Source organism: Tenggerimyces flavus, from assembly GCF_016907715.1.
Classification (GTDB): domain Bacteria; phylum Actinomycetota; class Actinomycetes; order Propionibacteriales; family Actinopolymorphaceae; genus Tenggerimyces; species Tenggerimyces flavus.
In genome coordinates, this window is the sequence record NZ_JAFBCM010000001.1 from 6,295,539 (window position 1) to 6,317,388 (window position 21,850).

Here is a 21,850-nt window from a genome sequence, read left to right on the forward strand (position 1 = left end):
GCGCGGCTAAGCCTTCACGATCACGTACATGATCACGCGGCTTCGTAGCTCAACATCACGATGCCGTTGGACAAAGCGCGGTTGCCCGTCAGCGTCAATGCGTTGTTGACACCTTGCCGGAGCAGCAGGTCGCCCGACTCCCCCACCCCCGCGAGCTTGGGATGCACCCACAGGTGAAGGACGTCGAGCAGACCGTTCTTCATCAGCTCACCGGCGACCGGGCCGAAGCCGTGCATGAGGATGTCGCCGCCCGGCGCCTCCCGGAGCTTGCGCACGAACTCCACGACGTCGCCGTCGATCACGGTGGTGTTGTTCCACTCGGGATCCTTCAACGTGGTCGAGGCGACGTACTTGGGAACCGCGTTGATCAGCTCCGGGTAGTCGCCGTCCCGGTTCGGCCAAGCGCCGGCGTAGATCTCGTACGTCGTTCGCCCCATCAGCATCGCGTCGGCCGCCTTGAGCTGGTCGAGCGTGATCTCGGACGTCTCGTCGGAGATGTAGTCGAAGTGCCACGCCTCCATCTTGTTGATCACGCCATCGAGACTGATGAACGTGGAGTTCACTACGCGCATGTATTAATTCTCCTTGCTGGGCTTGATGTTCTGGTTCAGGTGGAACACGTTGTCCGGGTCGTAGGTGTCCTTCAGCGCGATGAGGCGCGCGAGCTTGTCCGGCGTGTACGCGCGGCGTACGCCCTCGACACCCTCGTCGGACAGCACGTTGACGTACACGCCGCTGGCGAACGGGGCGAGCCCGGCGCCGGTGCGGCGGGCGACGGCCATCCGGTCGGCGTCCTCGGCGGGATCGGTCCAGCGCGACGACGACACGAACTCGAACAGCGTGGCCCGCTGGGAGAACGCCGCCGCGTCGTCCGGCACCTCGGCGATCGCGCCGCCGTACGCCTGCAGACTTACGTTCGGCAGCAGCTCGCCCGTGCCCGAGTCCGTGCCACGCAACAGGAAAGCCTGGATGGTCTCGTCGTCGAACCGCTGCAGGTAGTGGCCCTTCCAGTACCGCCGGGACGCGTGTCCCTGCGGCGAGTCGTCCATCGTCTGCAGCTCGAGGTAGGTGCGTTCGACGACGTCTTCGGAGTCGGGTTTGCCCAACGCCTGCAGGCCAGGCAGCAGCTTGCGGCCCTCGTCCGGATCGCCGACCCAGACGTACCCGACCGCCAGCCGGGCACCGCCGTCCTCGGTGTTGTAGACGCCGGCGGTGAACGTGGCCTGCCGCGGCGCCTCGGCGTTCAGGTCCCGCCAGCCGCGCAGCACGTCGAGGCCCTGCTCGTAGGAGAAGCTGAGGTCGACGAGCAGGCTCTGCGTCCCGGTCTCGTGCAGCTGGAACTCGAACTCGGTGACGATGCCGAAGTTGCCGCCACCACCGCGAAGTCCCCAGTACAGCTCGGGATTCTCCTCCGCGCTCGCGCGTACGACGTCGCCGGCGGCCGTCACGACCTCGTACGACACGACGTTGTCGCAGGACAGTCCGTACTGGCGCGCGAGCCAGCCCATCCCGCCGCCGAGCGTGAGCCCGCCGACGCCGGTGTGCGACACGTTGCCGGCGGTCGTCGCGAGACCGTAAGGCTGCGACGCCGCGTCGAGAGCACCGAGCAGCGCTCCGCCCTGCACCCACGCGCGCTTGGTCTTCGGGTCGACGCGCACCGCTCCGTACGGCGTCAGGTCGATCATGAAGCCGTCCTCGGGCACGGACAGGCCAAGCACGCTGTGCCCGCCGCACCGTACGCCGATCTCGAGCCCGAGCTCGCGGGCCGTCCGTACGGCCGCCACCACGTCGGCGACGCTCGTGCAGCGCGCGATCATCCGCGGCCGCCGGTCCACCATCGCGTTCCAGACCGTCCGGGAGGCCTCGTAGCCGTCGTCGCCGGGCAGCAGCAGCCCGCCCTCGAAACGTCCCTGGATGTCGCTCACTCCAGCGGTCAACGCAAACCCCTCCCATGACTTCTCGGCGGCATGAGCCTCCCAGAGAATCGGTCCGCAGGATAAGGTCCAATCCGATGGCCGATTCGAGGACCAATTCCCGCCCGACCGGAGACCTGCTCATCGAGCTCCGGCGGGACGTCAACGATCCCCTGCACCGGCAGATCGCCGCCGCGATCCGCGCCGGCATCCAGGCCCGCCGGCTCCGCCTTGGCATGGCGCTACCGCCGACGCGCCAGCTCGCGGCGACGCTCGACGTCTCCCGCGGCGTGGTGGTCGAGGCGTACCAGATCCTCGTCGCCGAGGGCTACCTCACCAGCCGGTCGGGCGGCTACACGCGCGTGGCGGTCGGTCCCCAGCCGGAGCCCGCGACGCCCCGCGCGGAGCCGACGAACGAGGCGAGCATCGACTTCTCCAGCTGCCGCCCGGACGTGTCGCGCTTCCCGCGGGCGGCCTGGGTGCGGTCGGTCCGGCGGGTGTTCAACGAGACGCCGAGCGAGCTGCTCGGCTACCTCCCCGGCCGCGGCGTGCCCCAGCTGCGGGTGGCGCTCGCCGAGCACCTCAACCGGGTCCGCGGTACGAACGCGCACCCGGACAACATCGTGGTCTGCAACGGTTACACGCAGGGCATCGCGTTGCTGTTCCAGGTGCTGAAGTGGATGGGCGCGAAGCGGATCGCGGTCGAGGACCCGACGTCCGACGACGACGCGGTGCCCGCGGCCCGCGCGCTGGGCCTGGAGGTGGTGGGCGTCCCCGTCGACGAGGACGGCATCCGCGTCGACGTTCTCGCCCGGACCGCAGCCAACGCGGTCGTGCTCACGCCGTCGCACCAGTGGCCGACCGGCGGCGTGCTTCCGCCTGAGTCGCGAGCCGCCGTCCTCGGGTGGGCCGCCGATCGCGGCGCGCTGGTGATCGAGGACGACTACGACGCGGAGTTCCGGTACGACCGGGCGCCGATCGGCTCGATGCACGGCCTCGCACCGGAGCTCGTCATGTACATGGGGACCGCGAGCAAGACGCTCGCCCCCGGGCTTCGGCTCGGCTGGATGGTGCTGCCGCAGAACCTCGTCGACCTCGTCGCCGAGGCCAAGGTGACGGCGGACCGGGGAACGCCGACGACCGAGCAGCTGGTGTTCGCCGACTTCCTCGCGAGGGGCGAGTTCGACCGGCACCTGCGGCGGATGCGGCCGGCGTACCGGCGTCGGCGCGACGTGCTGTTGGAAGCGCTGTCGACGTACTGCCCGATGCTCGAGCCCGCGGGCGTTGCCGCCGGCCTGCACCTGATCGCGTGGCTGCCCGACACGGTCGACGAGACCGCGGTGGTCACCGAGGCGCGGGCGCAGGACGTCAAGATCGACGGGATCGGCACGTACCGGCTGTCGTCGAAGGGCCGCGGCGGGCTGATCTTCGGGTACGGCGGGCAGACCGAGGCGGCGATGACCGAGGGAGTGAAGATCCTCGGCTCGGTCATCGCCGCGCTGGCTGACTAGGACTGGGCGAGGAGGGCGTCGAGGCGCTGGTAGCCCTCGATCACGCCGACCTCCATGCCGCTGGAGACGATCATGTCGCGGCCTTCGAACGTGTCGACGACGCTCAGCGTCGTGACCCGGCACCGCCCACCGTCGAGCGGCTCGAACGTGATCGTCTCGAGCGCGACGCCGTCCGGGTAGCCCGCCCAGGTGAACGTCTGCACGATGCGCTCGTTCTGGCGGATCTCGTGGAACGAGCCGTAGAAACTCTCCCCGCCACCCTCGTGGTACTTCCAGCCGCCGCCGGTCTTGGCGTCCCACCGGTCGAGGTTCATCTCGGTGCCGTTCGGGCCGAGCCACTGAACGATCAGCTCGGGGTCGACCCACGCGTTGAACACGCGGTCGGGGGTGGCGTCGAACTCGCGGACGATCTTGACGGTGGGGACCTTGGGGTCGGCCTCGATCGTCGCCTCGTTCTTGGTGGTGGCGTTCATGATGCTGCTCCTCTGTGTCTGTCCTGGTCTTCGGTCTCTTGGGCGTCCTGGGCCGCGAGCAGGGCGTCCAGGCGGCGGAACCGCTCTTCGGCCTGCACGCGATACCGCTCGATCCACTTGGTCATCAGGTCGAACACCTCCGCCTCGAGATGGCAGGGTCTTCGTTGCGCGTCCCTCGTCTGGCTGACGAGACCCGCATCGGTGAGGACCTTGAGGTGCTTGGAGACCGCCTGAACGGACACGTCGTACGGCTCGGCGAGCTCGCCCACCGTGGCATCCCTGAGGGACAGCCGTGCGACGATGTCGCGCCTCGTCGGGTCCGCGAGTGCCGCGAACACCTTCGACAGCCTGTCCTCCGTCATGACCTCTCCTCGTCCTCAACCCTTTGGTTGAGTACGAATCTAGGCCGACGTCAGGGCGTTGTCAACCTCTTGGTTGAAGAAGGCTGCTCAGGGCTGCTCGCGAGCGGTCCATCGCCTCGGTGAGCTCGGTGCTGGTCTCCTCGTCGACGCAGAGCCAGCCGTCGTACCCGGTGTCCTGGAGCGCTTCGAAGAGCGCCGGGAAGTCGATCGTGCCTTCGCCGAGGAGGCGCCACTGGCCGTCGGCGAAGTCCTTGAGGTGGAGGTTGTCGATCACGTTCGCGAAGTCCCTGACCAGGCCGGCGACGTCGGTGATGCCGGACTTCACCAGGTGCGCGGTGTCGACGGTGAGGTGCACGGCGTCGTGGTCGGCGGCGTCGAAGAACACGTCGAAGTCGTGCCGATGCATGACCGGCTGGTCGAAGTGATGGTGCAGGGAGAGCGCGACTCCCTGGTCGGCGGCCTCGCGGCCGACCTGTGAGAGCGTCTTCGCGAAGCCGGCGATGTCCTCGTCGGCGAGCCCGATCCGGCTGAGACCGTGGCAGAAGACGAGCCGTTCGGCCTTCACGGCTTGGGCGAACGCGATCGTGTCGCGGAGCTGCGCGAGGCCGCTCTGGTCGAGCGTGCCGCCGGTGATCAGGGCGGTCGTGAGGGCTTGGTCGTCGCCCCACTCGTTCTGGAACGCGCTCGGGTCGTCGAGGTGGGCCGCGTACTGGCCGCCCTTGAGCTGCAGGCCTTCGTACCCGGCTTGGCGGAACCGGTCGAACATTAGGCGCTGCTCGTCGAGACCGTTCGTGGGCTTGGAGAACGCGAGCTTCATCGGGGCAGTCCTTCGGTGAGCGTGACGGGTTCGCCGGCCTTCGCGGAGGCGTACGCGGCGTCGAGGAGCGCGATCGTGCGGAGGTTGTCCTCGCCGCTGTTCGCTGGTTCCTTGCCGTCGTCGAGCGCTTGCAGAAGCTGGTCGAGACAGCGGTAGGTGGACTCGGGTTTCCCCTTGCCCGCATAGGGGTTCTGATGGCTCGTCGTGCCGGCGTCGTCGGTCAGCTGGACGCCTTCGCTACCGAGCCGCAGCGTCGCCAGCGCGCCGAGGACGACGGTGTCCGTACGCCTGATCCGGCTGGAGAAGCTCTCGGTGTAGGTGACGGGGATGTCGTCGAACAGCAGGTGGGTGAACGCCTCGGTCTCACCCGTCGCGTCGATCGCGGGCGACGATGCCGTACGACACCAGACCCAGCTGGCCTCGCGGCCGAGCAGGAAGCGGAAGCCGTCGAGCCAGTGCACGCCCATCACCGAGAGCGCGTGCCGTTCGGCCTCCCTCCGCCACCCCTTGTCCTGGCGGAACATCAGGTCCTCGTGGACGATCCCGAGGACCTTGCCGAGCCGTCCCTCGGCGACGAGGTCGCGAGCGAGGTGGAAGCCGTAGTGCTCGCGGAAGTTCTGGTTGACAGCGAGTTTGACGTTCGCCTTGGCGCAGATGTCGACCAGGGTCTTGGCCTCGGCGTACGTGTCCGCAAGCGGTTTCTCGACCATCAGGTGCTTGCCGGCCGCGGCCAGCTGCTCGACCATTTCGCGGCGGATGCTCGTCGGCGTGCAGACGACCGCGACGTCCCAGTCGACGGCGTCGATCATCGCGTCGAGCGTCTCGTGGACGCTCGCGACGCCGTACGTCTGTTGCGCCCAGTCGCGTCGCTCGGCCACGGGGTCGCAGGCGGCGACGAGCTGGATCCGTTCGGGATGGGCGGTGTAGCCGTCGTAGTGCATCGCGGTGACGCCGCCGCAGCCGACCATCGCGAGCTTGTGCACGGTCATGCCTGCCAGCATTCCCCGGCGCGTTCGGGAGACCAAGGGCCAATCCGCGCACATTGGCTCACTATCGTCGCGTCAGCAGCCGAGCCAACCGCTCCGCGGTCGGGGTCCCGCTGACGGGTGTGTAGATCACCAGCCTGAGCTCGGGATGGTCCGACGGCACCAACCGGTGGTGCTCCAGGCGCAGGTCGCCGACGTCGGGGTGGTGGAAGAGACGTTCGCGGGAGGTGAATCCCTCGATGTCGTGGCGTTCCCAGCCTTCGGCGAACGCCTCGCTCGCTTTGTTCAGCCGGTCGACGAGGTAGCCGAACTCCCCCAGTCGCGGTCCGGCTTCGGCGCGGAACTCGGCGAGGAACCGGTGGCTGGTGACGTCCCAGTCGGGCAGCAGGTCGCGGACGTACGGGTCGGTGAACACGAGCCAGAGCAGGTTGCGGTCCTCGTTCGACACCTGGGCGACGTTCGGATAGAGGGCGGCGTACGCGGCGTTCCAGCCGACGACCTGCCAGTCGGGCGCGAGCGCGTACGCGGGTTCGCCGGCGAGGGCGTCGAGCAGGCGCTGGACGTGCGGCGGTGCCGTGGCCTCGTGCGGTGGAGCTTGGGCGGGCTGGGGTGCGGAGAAGCCGGCGAGCGAGAGGACGTACGCATGCTCGGTGCTCGTCAGCCGGAGCGTCCTGGCGAGCGCGTCGAGGACCTGGCGGGACGGGTTGATGTCACGGCCCTGCTCGAGCCAGGTGTACCAGGTGACGCTGACGCCGGAGAGGTAGGCGACCTCCTCGCGTCTGAGCCCCTGTGTGGACCGGCGGCTGAGCTGCGGCAGGCCGAGGTCGGCGCGGTCGAGCCGGGTCCGCCGCGCGCGGAAGAAGTCGCCGAGCTCCTGCCTGGTCATGGTGTCGATGCTAGTAGTGCCACTACTAGAAGTGGCGCCGTCTTCGCAGCTGCGCTTCGTGCGGTGAGGCTTTGACTATGCCCGAGCTGCGTTCTCATACCGTCACGCACGGCCGCAACATGGCCGGCGCCCGTGCGCTGCTGCGCGCCGCCGGCGTCGCCCGCGAGGACTTCGGCAAGCCGATCGTCGCGGTGGCGAACAGCTTCACCGAGTTCGTTCCCGGTCACACGCACCTGGCCCCGGTCGGGCGGATCGTCTCGGCCGCGGTGTCGGCCGCCGGTGGGATCCCGCGCGAGTTCAACACGATCGCGGTCGACGACGGGATCGCGATGGGGCACGGCGGGATGCTGTACTCGCTGCCGTCGCGGGAGCTGATCGCGGACTCGGTGGAGTACATGGTCAACGCGCACTGCGCGGACGCGCTGGTGTGCATCTCGAACTGCGACAAGATCACGCCGGGGATGCTGATGGCGGCGCTGCGGCTGAACGTCCCGACGGTGTTCGTGTCGGGTGGGCCGATGGAGGGCGGGCGAGCCGTACTGGTCGACGGGTCGGTACGTACGCGGCTCAACCTGATCTCGGCGATGTCCTCGTCGGCCTCGCCGTCCGTGTCGGACGAGGACCTGGCGTCGATCGAGGAGGCGGCTTGTCCGACCTGCGGATCGTGCTCGGGGATGTTCACGGCGAACTCGATGAACTGCCTGGTGGAGGCGTTGGGGCTGGCGTTGCCGGGGAACGGTTCTCTGTTGGCGACGCACACTTCTCGGCGTTCCTTGTACGAGGCGGCGGGGCGCACGGTCGTCTCGCTGGCCTTGCGGTACTACGCCGAGGACGACCCGTCGGTGCTGCCTCGTGCGATCGCGAGCCGGGAGGCGTTCGACAACGCGATGGCACTGGACCTCGCGATGGGCGGGTCGACGAACACGATCCTGCACCTGTTGGCGGCGGCGCACGAGGCGGAGCTGCCTTACACGCTCGCTCGCATCGACGCGTTATCGCGATCTGTGCCGTGCTTGTGCAAGGTGGCGCCGAACGGTGCGTACCTGATGGAGGACGTGCACCGGGCGGGTGGAATCCCTGCCCTGCTTGGGGAACTGGCTCGGGCGGGGTTGTTGCACGAGTCGGTGCACGCGGTGCACGCTCCGTCTCTGTCGGCATGGTTGAAGGAGTGGGACGTGCGGGGTGGGTCGCCGTCAGCTTCGGCGGTGTCGCTCTTCCACGCGGCGCCGGGGTGTGTGCGGTCGGCTTCGGCGTTCTCGCAGTCGGAACGGTGGTCGTCGCTGGATCTGGACTCTGCTTCGGGGTGCATCCGTTCGGTGGCGCATGCGTACTCGCCGGACGGCGGGCTGGCCGTGTTGTTCGGGAACCTCGCGCCGGACGGAGCGGTGGTGAAGACGGCGGGCGTGGACGCTTCGTTGCTGACGTTCGCCGGCCCGGCCGTGGTGGTCGAGTCGCAGGAGGACGCTTCCGCCGCGATCCTCGGCGGTCGCGTCCGTGCCGGCGACGTGGTGGTCGTGCGGTACGAGGGTCCGCGGGGTGGGCCGGGGATGCAGGAGATGCTGTACCCGACGGCGTTCCTCAAGGGCCGCGGCCTGGCGTCGTCGTGCGCGCTGGTGACCGATGGGCGCTTCTCGGGAGGCTCGTCCGGCCTGTCCATCGGCCACGTCTCGCCCGAGGCCGCCGCCGGCGGGTTGATCGCCCTGGTGAAGAACGGCGACCGCATCGTCATCGACATCCCCGGCCGCCGGCTGGAGCTGGACGTGCCGGCCGAGGTCCTGGCCGCGCGGACCAGCACGTACCGCCCAGCGAACCGCTCCCGCCCCGTGTCCACCGCCCTCCGCGCCTACGCCACCCTCGCCACCTCCGCCGACCGCGGCGCCGTCCGCGAGGTCCCGGGTTTCGAATGAAGGGCACCTTCATTCGAACCTATTGACTGAAGGTGCCCTTCATTCAAACGTGGCGACGGGGGCTGGTGTCGAGGGGCGCTGGTGCGGCGGATCTGGTTGGGTCGGGGGCACCCCCGTCCGAACCTATGGGACCGGGGCGCCCCTCACCCCAACCTCCGCCACCTGCCCGTGATCATGTACGTGATCATGAAGGGGAACCCGTCGTATACGACCAGTTCGGCTTCATGATCACGGGCGTTGAGCGAGCGCTCGCGGGAGACTCTGCGTATGAGCATCCGTGTGCCCACTGACCTGCTCTCGTACGTCGGCTCCTCGTTCGGCGAGACCGCGTGGCATCCGATCACGCAGGCCGAGGTGGAGTTGTTCGCCGACGCGACGCACGACCACCAGTGGATCCACACCGATCCCGCCCGCGCGGCGTCGGGACCGTTCGGCCGCACCGTGGTGCACGGCTTCCTGACGCTGGCGCTGATCCCGAAGTTCCTCGCCGAGCTCGTGGTGATCGAGCAGATCGAGGCGGTCGTGAACTACGGCCTCAACAAGGTCCGCTTCCCCGCGCCAGTCCCCGTCGGCAGCCAGGTCCAGGCATCGATCACGCTGGCCGACGCGAAGCAGAAGCCCGCGGGAGTGGAGGCGACGTTCGCCGTCTCCATCGCCGTACGCGACACCGACCGCCCCGCCTGCGTCGCCGAGGCCGTCGTCCTCTATCGATAAGCGCGGGCCTGGAGCTCGAAGAGCTCGGCGTAGTGGCCGCCCATCGCGACCAGTTCAGAGTGGCTGCCGACCTCGATCACCCGGCCCTTGTCCAGCACGACGATCAGGTCGGCCATCCGGACGGTCGAGAAGCGGTGCGACACCAGCACGGTGACGCCGCCGGTGGAGCGGGCGGCGTCGCGGGAGGAGGCGGCGAACTGTTCGAAGAGGGCGTGCTCCGCCTCCGGGTCGAGCGCCGCCGTCGGTTCGTCCAACAGCATCAGCAACGGACGTTCGCGCATGAACGCCCGGGCCAGAGCCAGGCGCTGCCACTGGCCGCCCGACAGCTCGACGCCGTCGCTGAATCGCTTGCCCAGCTGGGTGTCCAGGCCCCGCGGCAACCGCGACACCACCGACTCCGCGTCGCCCCGGCGGAGCGCCGACGCCAGAGCCGCTTCGTCGGACAGCCGCGACAGATCGCCGATCGCGACAGTCTCCCGTGCCGTGAACTCGAACTTCACGAAGTCCTGGAAGCCCGCCGACATCCGCAGCCGCCACTCCTCCGCCGGCATCGTGCGCAGGTCGACACCGTCCACGAGCACCGCGCCGGCCGACGGGTCGTAGAGGCGCGCGAGCACCTTCACCAACGTCGTCTTGCCCGCCCCGTTCTCCCCCACCAGCGCCACCGTCGACCCGGCTGGCAAGGTCAGGTTGACATCGGACAGCACGGATCCGTCCGAGCCCGGATAGGCGAACGACACATCCCGCAGCTCGATCCCCGACGAGAGGCGTACGGGCGCGGACGACGAAACCTCCGCCCAAGCGTGCTCGGACGCGTACTCCCGCAACCACTCGTACCGAGCGAACGAACGCACGACCTCGCCCACCCAGTAGACGTTCTGCGCGATCCCACCGGTCATCTGGTCGATCTGCGGCGCGATCAGCAACAGCAGAACGACATCGCCAGCACTCGCCTGGCCCTGACGCGCCCGCCACACCACCCAGATCACCGCCGCGATGTACGCCGCACCGAACCCGAGCCGCACCCCGCCGTCGACCAGCACACCCCACCGCGTCGCGCGAAACAGGACCCGATACCGGTCGTCCTGCAGCTTGATCATCCGCGCGACCAGGTTCCGCGTGATGCCGAAAACCCTGAGCTCCAAGGCATTCCGCGGATCCTTCGCGATCTCGGCCAACCGATCCGTCAGCCGCTCCTGGTGCATGGTCTTTTCCCACGCGGTCTGGTCGGCCCGGCCGCTCATGTACGCCGACCAGATCCGCGCGGCGCCGAGGATCGGCAGCACCAGCAACACCGGATGGATCGACGTCAGCAGCGCCAGCACCGTTGCGGTGTTGGCCACCGACCCCACCGCGTACAGCAGGACCTCCGCGCCGATGCCGAGCCGCCAGGAGTTCTCGCGGATCAGCTCGAGCCGGTCGGAGACGTCGGCCCGTTCGTGGTGCATGATCCCGGGAATTCCGGCGGTCACCTTGAGCAGATCGGCGTGCACCTGCCGCGCCACCCGTTCCTGCGCGGTGTCGCGCAACGGATCGGCCAGCACCATCGAGACGAACGACACCGCGAAGCCGAGCACGATCACGCCGATCCCCCACGTGATCGGCGTCTTCACGGTCCCGGTGAGGCCGTCGACGAGCAGCTTGACGCCGTACGTCTGCATCGGCGACGTCACCGACTGCACGGCGACGAGCAGGCACGACACACCCATCAGCAACGGCGCGGCCCGGAACGCGGTGCCGAGCCAGAGCCGCAGGATCCGCCACGCCCTACCCATCGACCGGCTCCAGTTCCTCGTCACCGGTCACGTATCGCTCGGCCTGCAGCCGGAACATCGTCGCGTACCGCCCGTTCTGCGCCAACAGCTCGTCGTGCGTGCCCGACTCCACGATCCGGCCGTCGTCGAGGACGCAGATCCGGTGCGCGTCGCGGACCACCGAGAACCGGTGCGAGATGATCAACGAGGTCACGCCGGAGGTCAGGTCGAGGTAGCGCTCGACCAGCCGCGCCTCGGCTCGTACGTCGAGCGCCGCGGCCGGTTCGTCGAGGACGAGCACACTCGCACCGGCATGAACGGCGAACAGCGCGCGAGCGAGCGCGAGCCGCTGCCACTCACCGCCGGACAGGTCGACGCCGCCCTCGTACGTCTTGTCGAGAATCGTGTCCCACTTGGCCGGAAGGGCCTCGACGACCTCGCCGATGCCCGCCTCCCGCACGGCCTCGTCGAACGCGTCCGGAAGGTCCTCCGCGTGCTCGACCGCGCCGAGGACGACGTTGTCGGTCGCCGGCAGCGGAAAGCGCAGGAAGTCCTGCACGATCGCGGCCACCCGGCGCTGCCACGCCTCCAGATCGAGCGTGGCGAGGTCGACGCCGTCGATCGTGATCCGCCCGCTGGTCGGGAGATACGCCCCGCCGAGCAGCTTGACCAGGGTCGACTTGCCCGCGCCGTTCACGCCCACCAGGGCGAGCGCCTCGCCGGCACGGATCTCCAGGTCGAGGTTGCTGAGCACGTCGTGGTCCGCGCCCGGGTAGCGGAAGCTGACGTTCTCGAAGCGAATCGCCTTGCGGGGCAGTTCGTTCTGCCTCGCCCTGGCGTCGGGAGCCGGCTCGGGATAGCGCTCGGCGATGATCTTCGGCAGCAGCTCCATCGACTGGTATGCCGACAACCCGCGCCGGATCATCATCACGGCCCAGCCGTTGTACGACATGCCGACCGCGAGGATCGCCGGGACCGCTGTCGCGACCTGGGTCAGCGGCAGCTCACCGGCCAGCGCCGAGCGGCCGAGCCACAGGATCGCGCCGGCCTGCGCGGCGAGGTGGAACACGCCGATCCCGATCGCCGCGACCACCCCGCGCCGCCGCGCCTGCCACACCGGCCGGAACGCCTCGGTCCACTTCGCGACGTAGCGATCGAGCAGGTACTGGCCGAGCCCGAAGACGCGGATCTCCTTCGGCGCGTCCTTCATGCCGAGGTTGAACGCGTACTCGGCCTGCCGCTGGCCCTCGGTGTTGCCCCACCACGAGTCGATCTCGCGCTCGCAGGTCATCGCGCGGTAGTACTCCATGATCAGCGTGACGACGACGAGCCCGATCGCGATCGGCCAGGAGAACATCTGGCCGACGAGCGCGGCCGACCCGAGCAGCGTGAGACGGCTGGAGAGAAGCCAACGTACGTTGCGGATCCCTCGGCCCACCTGGAAGCCGGCCTTGCCCTTCGCGCGTTCCTGGATGTCCTTGATCTCGGGATCTTCCAGGTGCGCGATGCGGCGCGGGACCAGCACCGGCTCGGTGATGCCGATGGCGAGCGCGCGGTGGACGTGGTTGTCGAGGTTGAGCCCGATCATCTGGTCGAGCGACGGCATCACGCTCTCGACCAGGAACGCCACGAACAGCGCGGTCAGCAACACGCTGAACGCGCCCATCGTCAACGCCCCGGGCTCGTTCGCGATCACGCCGGGCACCGCGCCGACGACCTGGCCGACCAGGTACGTCAGCAGGACGCTGACCACCGACGACGTGACCGCGAGCCCCAGCGACGCCGCGGCACTCGCGGGCGCGATCCGGAACATGTACCGAAGGAGAGTGAACATCGCGACCTGACCGTACGCCGGGGGGCCGACACCCTCGAATGGTTTTCCCCCGGCTTGTCAGGACAAGCAGAGACAGAACGGATGGCCGTCGGGGTCGATCATCACGCGGTGGTACGCCGGACTCGGCTGGAACTCGGCCTCGACCGCGCCACACTCCACAGCCCAGGCGACGGCGACGTCCAGGTCCTCGGCGCCGATGTCGAGGTGCTGCGAGGCGAACTGCTCCCCGTTCTCGCTCGGCCAGACCGGACGCCGGAAGTGCCGGTCGAGCTCGAAGTTCAGCGCCGGCTCGTGCACGCCGTCAGGCGGGCACACCAGCGCGTAGTCCGGCGGCTCCTCACGGACGTACGGCCAGTCGAGCAGCTTGGAGTAGAACCTCGCCAGCTCGAGCGGCCGTTCGGCCGTGATCGTCAGCGCCCCGAGTCGCAGCTTCGGTGGACTCACGAGCTCGTTCTCCCGTCACCCGATGACCGACCCGGCCACGATCGCGATGGCCACGGTGTACGCGGCCGCGGCGATCTGGACGATACGGAGGCGCCGCGACTCCGTCCAGCCGGTGAAGCGGAGCAACCACGCGATGCCGGGCAGCACGAGGACGGCGTGCATGGTCACCGCGTGCAGCGGCTTCAGCCCGCCGGCGGTGAGGTACGCGCCCTCCGGGTCGCCGGACCGCACCTGCGTCACGCCGTCGGCGATCATCAGCGCGCCGACGACGAGGGCGCCGAGGAGCGTGACGAACCCGTACCGCAGCGCGAAACGCATGCCAGGCGAGAGCGCCGCCTGGGCACGCAGCGCCGCGGCGGTGAAGGCGAGGATCGTCACGATCAGCACCGCGCCACCGCCGGCGAGCGTCATCGCGACGGTTGTGTCGAACGGCGTCTCGAAGTTGAAGTGCGACGGGACGCCCCGCCACGCCTGCATGCTGACCAGGAACGTCTCGAGCACGCATGCGGCGCTGAACACGCTCAGCAGTCCAGTCCGCAGGGCCGGCGCCATCCGGACGTACGAGCCCGCCCAGGTGACCGTCAGCAGCGTGAGGCCGAACGACAGCCCGAACGTCGCCGCCTTCCGCAGCGACACCGGTCCTTCCCACGACGCGCCGGTCGCGAGCAGGATGCCGGCGTGCGCGAGTCCGCTGGTCAGGAGGACAGCGGCGATCACGTACGCGGTCCGCTCCACGTGGCTCGCGTACCGCCAGACGTCCCACAGCTCCGAGGCCGCCGCCCTGGCCTGCACCGTCATCGTGTTCATGCTGACCATCGTCGTCTGCCAGACGTGTCGGCAGCGTCCGCCGTGGAGCGGCACCTTGCGTACGACGAGACGCGTACCCGCCTGTCCACAACGGACGCCTGTCCTCTCCCGCGAACCGGCCGTGGCCTGTCGGTGCCTGATGCGACGATGCCGGCACCCTGCGCCGAAGGAGGCCCGATGAACAGAGTGGTGCACTTCGAGGTCCACGCCGACGACCTCGACCGCGCCGAGCGCTTCTACACCCAGGTGTTCGGCTGGACGACCCAGCACTGGCGAGACGACTACCGGCTGCTCGTGACCGGTACCGACACGCCCGGGATCGACGGGGCGATCATGCAGCGCCAGGGTCCGGCACCCGAGCCCGGCCAGCCGCTGAACTGCTTCAGCTGCTCGATCGACGTCGAGGACATCGGCGCCACCGAGAAGGCCGTCGCCGACGCCGGCGGACAACAGGTGCTGGAGCGCATGACGATCCCCGGCGTGGGCTACGTCGCGTACTTCACTGACACCGAGGGCAACGTCTTCGGCGCCTACCAGTCCGACGAGTCCGTGGCCTGACCTCGGTACGCGGCCACCTACTATCTGTAGATGACCGACGCGCAGAGACCGCACGAGCAAGAGGCCGTACTCACCGCTGCCCGCCGGGCCAGAGAGGCCGCGGTGGACCTCGCGACCCGTTCGCGAGCGGCCAAGGACGCCGCGCTGAACGCGATGGCGGCGGCGCTCGAGGTCGACAGCGCGTTGATCATGGCGGCGAATGCGAACGACATCGACCGGGCTCGCGCGATGCACACGTCCGAGGCGATCATCGACCGGCTCAAGCTGGACGACAAGCGCATCGGCGCCATGGCCGACGGGCTGCGCCAGGTCGCCGGCCTGGTCGACCCGGTGGGCGAGGTCGTGCGCGGCTACACGCTGCCGAACGGGCTCGAGCTGCGCCAGGTGCGCGTCCCGTTCGGCGTCGTCGGAATCATCTACGAGGCCCGCCCGAACGTCACCGCCGACGCCGCCGGGCTGTGCGTGAAGAGCGGCAACGCCGTCCTGCTCCGCGGCTCGTCGTCCGCCCGGGAGTCGAACGCGGCGATCGTCGAGACGCTCCGCCGCGCGCTGTCCGACACCGGGCTGCCACCGGACGCCGTCCAGCTCGTTCCGGGCGACGGACACGAGGCCGTGAAGCACCTGATGCGCGCCCGCGGGCTGGTGGACGTGTTGATCCCGCGGGGCGGGGCGAGCCTGATCAAGAGCGTGGTCGAGGAGTCGACCGTTCCGGTGATCGAGACCGGCGTCGGCAACTGCCACGTCTACGTGGACTCCTCGGCCGACCTGGACCAGGCGATCGCGATCTTGTTGAACGCGAAGGCGCAGCGGCCCAGCGTCTGCAACGCGGCGGAGACGTTCCTCGTGCACCAGGCGGTGGCGAACGAGTTCGTGCCGAAGGCGCTCACCGCGTTGAAGGACGCGGGCGTGACCGTGCACGGCGACGAGCGGATCCGTTCGTACAGCAAGGATGTGGTGCGCGCGACCGACGACGACTGGGACACGGAGTATCTCTCTCTTGATATAGCCGCGGCGGTCGTCGACAGCCTCGACGACGCCGTACGGCACATCCGCAAGCACGGCTCGGGGCACACCGACGCGATCCTCACCCGCTCGCAGGCGGCGGCCCGGCGGTTCGTGGCGGCGGTGGACTCGGCGTCGGTGGTCGTGAACGCGTCGACGCGGTTCACCGACGGCGGCGAGTTCGGGTTCGGCGCGGAGATCGGCATCTCCACCCAGAAGCTGCACGCCCGCGGCCCGATGGGTCTGCCCGAGCTGACCTCGACGAAGTACATCGTGATCGGCGAGGGACACGTCCGCCCCTGACGCCAGGCGTCGGTGGGGGCGGATAGGCTCGGCATCATGCAGCAGACGCACCTCGCCCTCCTCGCCGCCGCCGAGGAGACCCACACCGAGCTCCCGATCGCGCCGATCTGGATCGGTGTCGGCACGTTCGTGATCCTGCTCGTCCTGCTGATCGTCGTTCTGGCGCTCGGCAAGGGGCGTCCGCACTCCTGACCGGGGGTCCACGATGAGCAGCAGGCCGCGACTCGGCGTGATGGGCGGGACGTTCGACCCGATCCATCACGGCCACCTGGTGGCCGCGAGCGAGGTGCAGTCGCAGTTCGACCTGGACGAGGTGATCTTCGTCCCGACCGGTCAGCCCTGGCAGAAGGGCGACCGGTCGGTGTCGCCGGCCGAGGACCGGTACCTGATGACAGTGATCGCGACGGCGTCGAACCCGCGGTTCTCGGTCAGCCGGGTGGACATCGACCGGCCGGGGCTCACGTACACCGTCGACACGCTGCGTGACCTGCGGGACCTGCATGGGGCGGACGCGGAGTTCTTCTTCATCACCGGCGCCGACGCGCTGACCCAGATCCTCACCTGGCGCGAGGTGGACGAACTCTTCGAAATGGCGCATTTCGTTGGCTGTACGCGGCCGGGGCATGCGCTGGACGTGTCGAAGGTCCCGCCCGACGTGGTGACGATCGTCGAGATTCCGGCGTTGTCGATCTCGTCCACGGAGTGCCGCGAACGGGTCGTGAAGGACCAGCCGATCTGGTATCTCGTACCGGACGGAATCGTGCAGTACATCAACAAGAGGCACATGTACCGCTCGGCGTGAGACCCTAGAAGTGCTTTGGCCTCGACATCAGACGCTGGCCCGGCCGGTAGGACGACGTCCGGGACTGTGAGAAAGGACCCCGTGCCCGCAACGAATCGAGCCATCGAGCTGGCCCTCGCCGCCGCGCATGCCGCGTCGGACAAGCTGGCGCACGACATCGTCGCGTTCGACGTGTCGGAACGGCTCGCGATCACCGACGCGTTCGTTCTCTGCTCCGCCGCCAACGATCGGCAGGTTGGAGCGATCGTCGACGAAGTCGTCGACCGTCTTCGGGCGGCGGGTGCGAAACCCGTACGCCGCGAGGGCGAACGGGAGAACCGCTGGGTGCTCCTCGACTACATCGACATCGTCGTTCACGTGCAGCACGCCGACGAGCGGGAGTTCTACGCGCTCGAGCGGCTGTGGCGCGACTGCCCGGAGATTCCGTTGCCAGAAACGGTGAACCTGGAGCGGAGCCGTACGGGAACGGACGCGTGACCGCTCGACGACTGGTCGTTTGGCGGCATGGCCGGACCAGCTGGAACCTGGACGGCAAGTTCCAGGGGCAGACGGACATCGAGCTGGACTCGGTGGGCGTGTCCCAGGCCCAGTCCGCGGCTGCCCGTCTGGCCGCACTGGAGCCCGCCGCCCTGGTCGCCTCCGACCTGCGCCGGGCCGCCGCGACCGCTGCCGAGCTCGCGTTGCTGACAGGGTTGTCGGTGACGTACGACCCGGACCTGCGCGAGATCGACGTGGGCTCGTGGTCGGGCCTGACCCAAGCCGAGTTCGCCGCCTCATGGCCGCGCGAAGCCGCTCTGATCGCGTCCGGCGAGGACGTCCGCCGCGGCGGCGGAGACGGCGAGACGGTGGCCGAGGTGGCAGATCGCGCGGCCAAGGCGTTGCAGCGCGCCACGGACCTGGGGCCTGACGGCTCGACCGTGGTGGTGGCGACGCACGGCCTGGCGGGACGGGTCGGCATCGCGGCGTTGGTCGGCCTGCCGCCGGAGCACTGGAGCATGCTGGGAGGCCTGTCGAACTGCTCCTGGTCCGTGGTCGAACAAGGCCGCCGCGGCTGGCGGATCGTGGAGTGGAACGCGGGCACCTTGCCCAAACCCGTACTCTCCGACGACCGCTGAGCGTGTCGAGGGATACCGGTTTCGTTTGCCGGGCAGTCACCCGATACACTCGCTGAGCCGTTCCGGCACGGGGCTGTAGCGCAGCTGGTAGCGCACCTCCATGGCATGGAGGGGGTCAGGGGTTCGAATCCCCTCAGCTCCACAAAGGTTCCTGGGACCAGTCTGGTCGCGGCATTCGCCGCTTCCCGCTGGTCCCTTTGTCATTCCCCCGGGGCCGAGCCCGGACCCGCAATTGGTGGTCACTGTGAGCAGGCCCGTGGCCGGCATGGACATCGCCGAGCACGTCGGATCTCCCGGACCCTGGTTCCTGGGACCAGTCTGGTCGCGGCATTCGCCGCTTCCCCCTGGTCCCTTTGTCATTCCCCCGGGGCCGAGCCCGGACCCGCAATTGGTGGTCACCGTGAGCAGGCCCGTGGCCGGCATGGACATCGCCGAGCACGTCGGATCTCCCGGACCCTGGTTCCTGGGACCAGTCTGGTCGCGGCATTCGCCGCTTCCCCCTGGTCCCTTTGTCATTCCCCCGGGGCCGAGCCCCGGACCCGCAATTGGTGGTCACCGTGAGCAGGCCCGTGGCCGGCATGGACATCGCCGAGCACGTCGGATCTCCCGGACCCTGGTTCCTGGGACCAGTCTGGTCGCGGCATTCGCCGCTTCCCGCTGGTCCCTTTGTCATTCCCCCGGGGCCGAGCCCCGGACCCGCAATTGGTGGTCACCGTGAGCAGGCCCGTGGCCGGCATGGACATCGCCGAGCACGTCGGATCTCCCGGACCCTGGTTCCTGGGACCAGTGTGGTCGCGGCATTCGCCGCTTCCCGCTGGTCCCTTTGTCATTCCCCCGGGGCCGAGCCCCGGACCCGCGCTTGGTGGTCAGCGTGAGCGGGCTACACCAGGCGTTGCGATGAGAGCTGTTCCGTACGGTCGAGGAACGTGCGGAATCGCACCGCGTCTCCGACCGACCTGTGTCGCAGCGCGACCTGCACACAGCACGCGAACGTCCAGCCCGCGACGCGTCGCGCATCGAGGTCCAGACGATCGGCAAAGAACGCGACATGCTCCCGCGCGTCACTGAGGTCACGCAACGACAGAACTTGCTTCACGTCGAACGCGCGATCACCCAGCACCGGGAACGGATCGATCGCCAACCATCCACGCTCGGAGAGCACCGCGTTCCCCGGCCCAAGATCGCCGTGGAGCAACACCGTGTCCGTCGAGGATGCGATCAGGGAGGTGAACAGCTCGTCCGCCTGCGCGACGACGCCTCGATCCACCGGCCGCTCGAACCGATCGAACCAGTCCCACATCGTCTCGCGGAGGCCCTCCACCACCATCGCGAGTGGCTCGAACTCGTCCTCTGCGGGAGGTTCGACCGCGTGCAACTCGGCGAGTGCTGACGCAACGACTTCGTTCCCGGTCGCGACGTCGAGGTCATCACCGTTCGTGCCGGGAACGCACCGCTCGAGCAGCAAGGCCTGACTCGCCTCGTCGGAGTCGAAGAGCCGCGCCGCTCCGCGACCAGCCCAGTGCTGCAAGCCCTTTGCCGCCCACGGATTGCGATGACCCGGACACTCCACCTTCAACACCGCGTCGCTGCCGTCCGCTCGGCGTACGGGAGCAACCCACCCGACGTTGCCGCCCGGCTCGAACGGGGCGCCCACCTGCAGCTGCCACACACACGCCGCGTCAGCGACCAGAGTCGGCAGTCGCGCCAGCCAGTCACGTCCGACATCGCCGAACTCCGAGACGACGGTGCGCGCCAACCGATCCGGAATGCGAAGCGCAGTCGTCACGCATCAGCCCCCTTGGTCTGCCTAGCTCGTCCTTCCCTGTAGGCGAGCTTAGGGGAAGGAGTGTCTGCCACCGTCCAGGCGAGATGACGCGGGCATCACGCCACGAGCCGGAATGCGACCTGCGCCTGTCGCCTGCGGATCAGGGCCTCGCGATATCAGCAGGAGATGCTGCAGCCGGGCGGCTGTCGACAACTCCGACTGACCACCGATGACGTTCTCTACTCGATACCGAACGCGAGCGACCATGATCAACCGGAGTGCCGGTAGATGGCGCGGAGGGAGTCAGGGGAACTCCGCGAGTTCCTCCGCGAGCCCCGCGACCGTCGCTGACTGGAAATCGTCTTCCATGGGAACCCACCGTAGATCTGGTGTTCAGATACCGGCTCGGTTGAGGCGCTCTATGAGGCTGGGTTTGCGCGCATGCGTCTGCCGCAGTGCGGTGATGCGCAAGGTGAAGGTGTTCCAGTGGTCGTCCCGCACGGCGAGTGCCTGGAGATCGGTGAGCAAAGAGACGGCACTGTCGTACTCGGCCGGCTTCCGTGTGGCGATCATTGTGTCGACCCGTGACCATGCGGCGTCTTCATCGTCGGCCAGTTCCTCGAGTCGTCGTTCGCGGGCCAAGGCGCGCGCCTGCTCCCGGTGTGCTTCCTCCTCCGCGTGTAGGGCTGCCACGCGACGGTCCAGGTCAGTTCGTCGGCGTGCGGCGTCGTCGAGCAGGTCGGCCACAGTCCGGCGGGTTGGGACGGCGATGGTCGGGACAGTGTGCTCGCGGTAACGGCGCAACATTTCCATGCGCACCCGCGCGGCTTCGCCCTGAATGACTCGTCCGAGGAGTCGGTTCTTCTCGGCGACTGGCAGGCGGGTCACCCAAGCGGCGAGGTCGCTGAGATCGTCGGCGATCTCGTCGAGCGGTGGAGACGTCTGGGCCGCGACCGCGAGCAGGTCGTTGTCGACGCGAAGGAAGGCAGCCAACGCCTGCTGCGTTGCGGTGAGCGTGCCCAGACCTGGCGGTACCGGTGGTTCGAGATCGTCGGCATCGCGGTCGTAGACGTCCTGCTCGTGCTCCCAGAAGCTGTGGGCGGCCAACCAGGCGACGTAGAGCGGCCGGAGATCACCGGAGGCGAGTTCGGCCCGAACGCCGACAATCGCCGAGAGCAACGTCTCGGCGTCGTCATCGAGGTCAAACTCACCCGCGTCGTCATCGCTGGTGAAGTCGAGCACGATGAACTCGTCCGCTACCCAAGCGCTCGCCAGGTCGCCGGCGCAGTACTCCCCGACGACATCGGGATCGAGCAGGTTGCCCGGCACACGGAACATCACCCGGCGCGAGCCCCAACTGGCCACATACAAGTGCGCGTCGTAATAGCGCTCCATCAACCGGCTCGGATCACCCCTGAAATCGCCCCAGTGGTACTCGTTCACGAAACTGGTGGGAGTGATTCTCGCCCGGGTGGACAGCGACCGAACCTCGGTCTGCGCCGTATCGTCCAGCGGTCGGTCAATCGCCAGAAATTCGTAGTACTGGTACTCGCTCACTGTCCGTCCAACTCATCCCCGTCGCCATAGGGTTCTGCCCGGAAACTGGAGTCCTCTCCCAGGTGCAAGAACACATGACCCTCGATCGTCCCAGCGTCGACGACGACTGCCCAGCCGCGACCGCTCACCTGGCCACCCTCGTCGACACCCTCCCAGGTGAACTCGACTCCGACACGACCATCCCGCTCCACCGGGCGGCAGTCCATCCAACCGCGAACGGCGATGAAGCCGAACTCACCGGTCCCGTCCTCGGCGAACCCGATGAAGCCCGGCGCGACCAGGTCGATGTCGTCACGGTCCCACCCGCTCATCGCCACGATCCGCCACCGACCGGTCAAAC

At 68.7% G+C, this 21,850-nt stretch carries 23 protein-coding genes and 1 tRNA gene; 10 read left to right on the plus strand and 14 right to left on the minus strand.

The window, feature by feature from the left end; all coding sequences use genetic code 11:
• Positions 1-32 precede the first annotated feature (32 nt).
• Positions 33-572, minus strand: a complete 540-nt coding sequence (locus JOD67_RS29550) for a dihydrofolate reductase family protein (RefSeq protein ID WP_205120976.1) — start codon at positions 570-572, stop codon at positions 33-35.
• Positions 573-575: 3 nt separating this feature from the next.
• Positions 576-1,937: an FAD-binding oxidoreductase gene (locus tag JOD67_RS29555; RefSeq protein WP_239554098.1), complete on the minus strand. Its 1,362-nt coding sequence runs from the start codon at positions 1,935-1,937 to the stop codon at positions 576-578.
• Positions 1,938-2,011: 74 nt separating this feature from the next.
• Between JOD67_RS29555 and pdxR the strand changes: the two genes are divergently transcribed.
• Positions 2,012-3,424, plus strand: coding sequence for a MocR-like pyridoxine biosynthesis transcription factor PdxR (gene pdxR, locus JOD67_RS29560; RefSeq protein WP_205120977.1), 1,413 nt, complete (start codon positions 2,012-2,014; stop codon positions 3,422-3,424).
• Here pdxR and JOD67_RS29565 read toward each other — a convergent pair.
• The 5 genes from JOD67_RS29565 to JOD67_RS29585 all read right to left on the minus strand — a co-directional run bounded on the left by JOD67_RS29565 (position 3,421) and on the right by JOD67_RS29585 (position 6,948).
• Complete coding sequence (locus JOD67_RS29565; RefSeq protein ID WP_205120978.1) at positions 3,421-3,897, minus strand: SRPBCC family protein; 477 nt, start codon at positions 3,895-3,897, stop codon at positions 3,421-3,423. The genes pdxR and JOD67_RS29565 overlap by 4 nt on opposite strands.
• Complete coding sequence (locus tag JOD67_RS29570) at positions 3,894-4,259, minus strand: ArsR/SmtB family transcription factor (protein WP_205120979.1); 366 nt, start codon at positions 4,257-4,259, stop codon at positions 3,894-3,896. The genes JOD67_RS29565 and JOD67_RS29570 overlap by 4 nt, the downstream gene beginning before the upstream one ends.
• A gap of 61 nt (positions 4,260-4,320) precedes the next feature.
• Complete coding sequence (locus tag JOD67_RS29575) at positions 4,321-5,076, minus strand: sugar phosphate isomerase/epimerase family protein (protein WP_205120980.1); 756 nt, start codon at positions 5,074-5,076, stop codon at positions 4,321-4,323.
• Complete coding sequence (locus JOD67_RS29580; protein ID WP_205120981.1) at positions 5,073-6,065, minus strand: Gfo/Idh/MocA family protein; 993 nt, start codon at positions 6,063-6,065, stop codon at positions 5,073-5,075. The genes JOD67_RS29575 and JOD67_RS29580 overlap by 4 nt, the downstream gene beginning before the upstream one ends.
• 61 nt (positions 6,066-6,126) lie before the next feature.
• Positions 6,127-6,948, minus strand: coding sequence for a helix-turn-helix transcriptional regulator (locus JOD67_RS29585; RefSeq protein WP_205120982.1), 822 nt, complete (start codon positions 6,946-6,948; stop codon positions 6,127-6,129).
• A gap of 77 nt (positions 6,949-7,025) precedes the next feature.
• Between JOD67_RS29585 and ilvD the strand changes: the two genes are divergently transcribed.
• Positions 7,026-8,855 (plus strand): dihydroxy-acid dehydratase, encoded by a 1,830-nt coding sequence (ilvD, locus tag JOD67_RS29590; protein WP_205120983.1) that lies wholly within the window; start codon positions 7,026-7,028, stop codon positions 8,853-8,855.
• A 267-nt stretch (positions 8,856-9,122) separates the two neighbouring features.
• The gene (locus tag JOD67_RS29595) at positions 9,123-9,569 is read left to right on the plus strand and encodes a MaoC family dehydratase (RefSeq protein ID WP_205120984.1); all 447 of its coding nucleotides are present in this window, start codon (positions 9,123-9,125) and stop codon (positions 9,567-9,569) included.
• On the opposite strand, the gene JOD67_RS29600 is transcribed toward JOD67_RS29595, so the two are convergent.
• Genes JOD67_RS29600 through JOD67_RS29615 form a run of 4 tightly spaced genes read right to left on the minus strand, consistent with a single transcriptional unit; the run spans position 9,560 to position 14,408 of the window.
• Complete coding sequence (locus JOD67_RS29600; RefSeq protein WP_205120985.1) at positions 9,560-11,344, minus strand: ABC transporter ATP-binding protein; 1,785 nt, start codon at positions 11,342-11,344, stop codon at positions 9,560-9,562. The genes JOD67_RS29595 and JOD67_RS29600 overlap by 10 nt on opposite strands.
• Positions 11,337-13,157 (minus strand): ABC transporter ATP-binding protein, encoded by a 1,821-nt coding sequence (locus JOD67_RS29605; protein ID WP_205120986.1) that lies wholly within the window; start codon positions 13,155-13,157, stop codon positions 11,337-11,339. The genes JOD67_RS29600 and JOD67_RS29605 overlap by 8 nt, the downstream gene beginning before the upstream one ends.
• Positions 13,158-13,214: 57 nt before the next feature.
• Positions 13,215-13,601 (minus strand): VOC family protein, encoded by a 387-nt coding sequence (locus JOD67_RS29610; RefSeq protein ID WP_205120987.1) that lies wholly within the window; start codon positions 13,599-13,601, stop codon positions 13,215-13,217.
• A gap of 15 nt (positions 13,602-13,616) precedes the next feature.
• A complete protein-coding gene (locus JOD67_RS29615; RefSeq protein WP_205120988.1) occupies positions 13,617-14,408 on the minus strand; it encodes a hypothetical protein in 792 nt (263 codons plus the stop codon).
• Between the two features lie 177 nt (positions 14,409-14,585).
• Between JOD67_RS29615 and JOD67_RS29620 the strand changes: the two genes are divergently transcribed.
• The 7 genes from JOD67_RS29620 to JOD67_RS29650 all read left to right on the plus strand — a co-directional run bounded on the left by JOD67_RS29620 (position 14,586) and on the right by JOD67_RS29650 (position 18,330).
• Complete coding sequence (locus tag JOD67_RS29620) at positions 14,586-14,966, plus strand: VOC family protein (protein ID WP_205120989.1); 381 nt, start codon at positions 14,586-14,588, stop codon at positions 14,964-14,966.
• A 30-nt stretch (positions 14,967-14,996) separates the two neighbouring features.
• The gene (locus JOD67_RS29625) at positions 14,997-16,271 is read left to right on the plus strand and encodes a glutamate-5-semialdehyde dehydrogenase (RefSeq protein WP_205120990.1); all 1,275 of its coding nucleotides are present in this window, start codon (positions 14,997-14,999) and stop codon (positions 16,269-16,271) included.
• A 36-nt stretch (positions 16,272-16,307) separates the two neighbouring features.
• Positions 16,308-16,463, plus strand: coding sequence for a hypothetical protein (locus JOD67_RS29630; protein ID WP_205120991.1), 156 nt, complete (start codon positions 16,308-16,310; stop codon positions 16,461-16,463).
• A gap of 13 nt (positions 16,464-16,476) precedes the next feature.
• Positions 16,477-17,073, plus strand: a complete 597-nt coding sequence (nadD, locus tag JOD67_RS29635; protein WP_205120992.1) for a nicotinate-nucleotide adenylyltransferase — start codon at positions 16,477-16,479, stop codon at positions 17,071-17,073.
• A gap of 81 nt (positions 17,074-17,154) precedes the next feature.
• Positions 17,155-17,550, plus strand: coding sequence for a ribosome silencing factor (rsfS, locus tag JOD67_RS29640; RefSeq protein WP_205120993.1), 396 nt, complete (start codon positions 17,155-17,157; stop codon positions 17,548-17,550).
• The gene (locus JOD67_RS29645; RefSeq protein WP_205120994.1) at positions 17,547-18,188 is read left to right on the plus strand and encodes a histidine phosphatase family protein; all 642 of its coding nucleotides are present in this window, start codon (positions 17,547-17,549) and stop codon (positions 18,186-18,188) included. The genes rsfS and JOD67_RS29645 overlap by 4 nt, the downstream gene beginning before the upstream one ends.
• Before the next feature lie 69 nt (positions 18,189-18,257).
• Positions 18,258-18,330 (plus strand) — tRNA-Ala (locus JOD67_RS29650).
• 738 nt (positions 18,331-19,068) lie between these two features.
• Here the strand turns inward: JOD67_RS29650 and JOD67_RS29655 are convergent.
• From JOD67_RS29655 to JOD67_RS29665, 3 genes are all read right to left on the minus strand, one after another.
• A complete protein-coding gene (locus JOD67_RS29655; protein ID WP_205120995.1) occupies positions 19,069-19,974 on the minus strand; it encodes an aminoglycoside phosphotransferase family protein in 906 nt (301 codons plus the stop codon).
• Positions 19,975-20,346: 372 nt separating this feature from the next.
• Complete coding sequence (locus JOD67_RS29660) at positions 20,347-21,510, minus strand: hypothetical protein (protein ID WP_205120996.1); 1,164 nt, start codon at positions 21,508-21,510, stop codon at positions 20,347-20,349.
• Positions 21,507-21,821, minus strand: a complete 315-nt coding sequence (locus JOD67_RS29665) for a hypothetical protein (protein ID WP_205120997.1) — start codon at positions 21,819-21,821, stop codon at positions 21,507-21,509. Before JOD67_RS29665 ends, JOD67_RS29660 begins: the two co-directional genes overlap by 4 nt.
• Between the last annotated feature and the right edge of the window lie 29 nt (positions 21,822-21,850).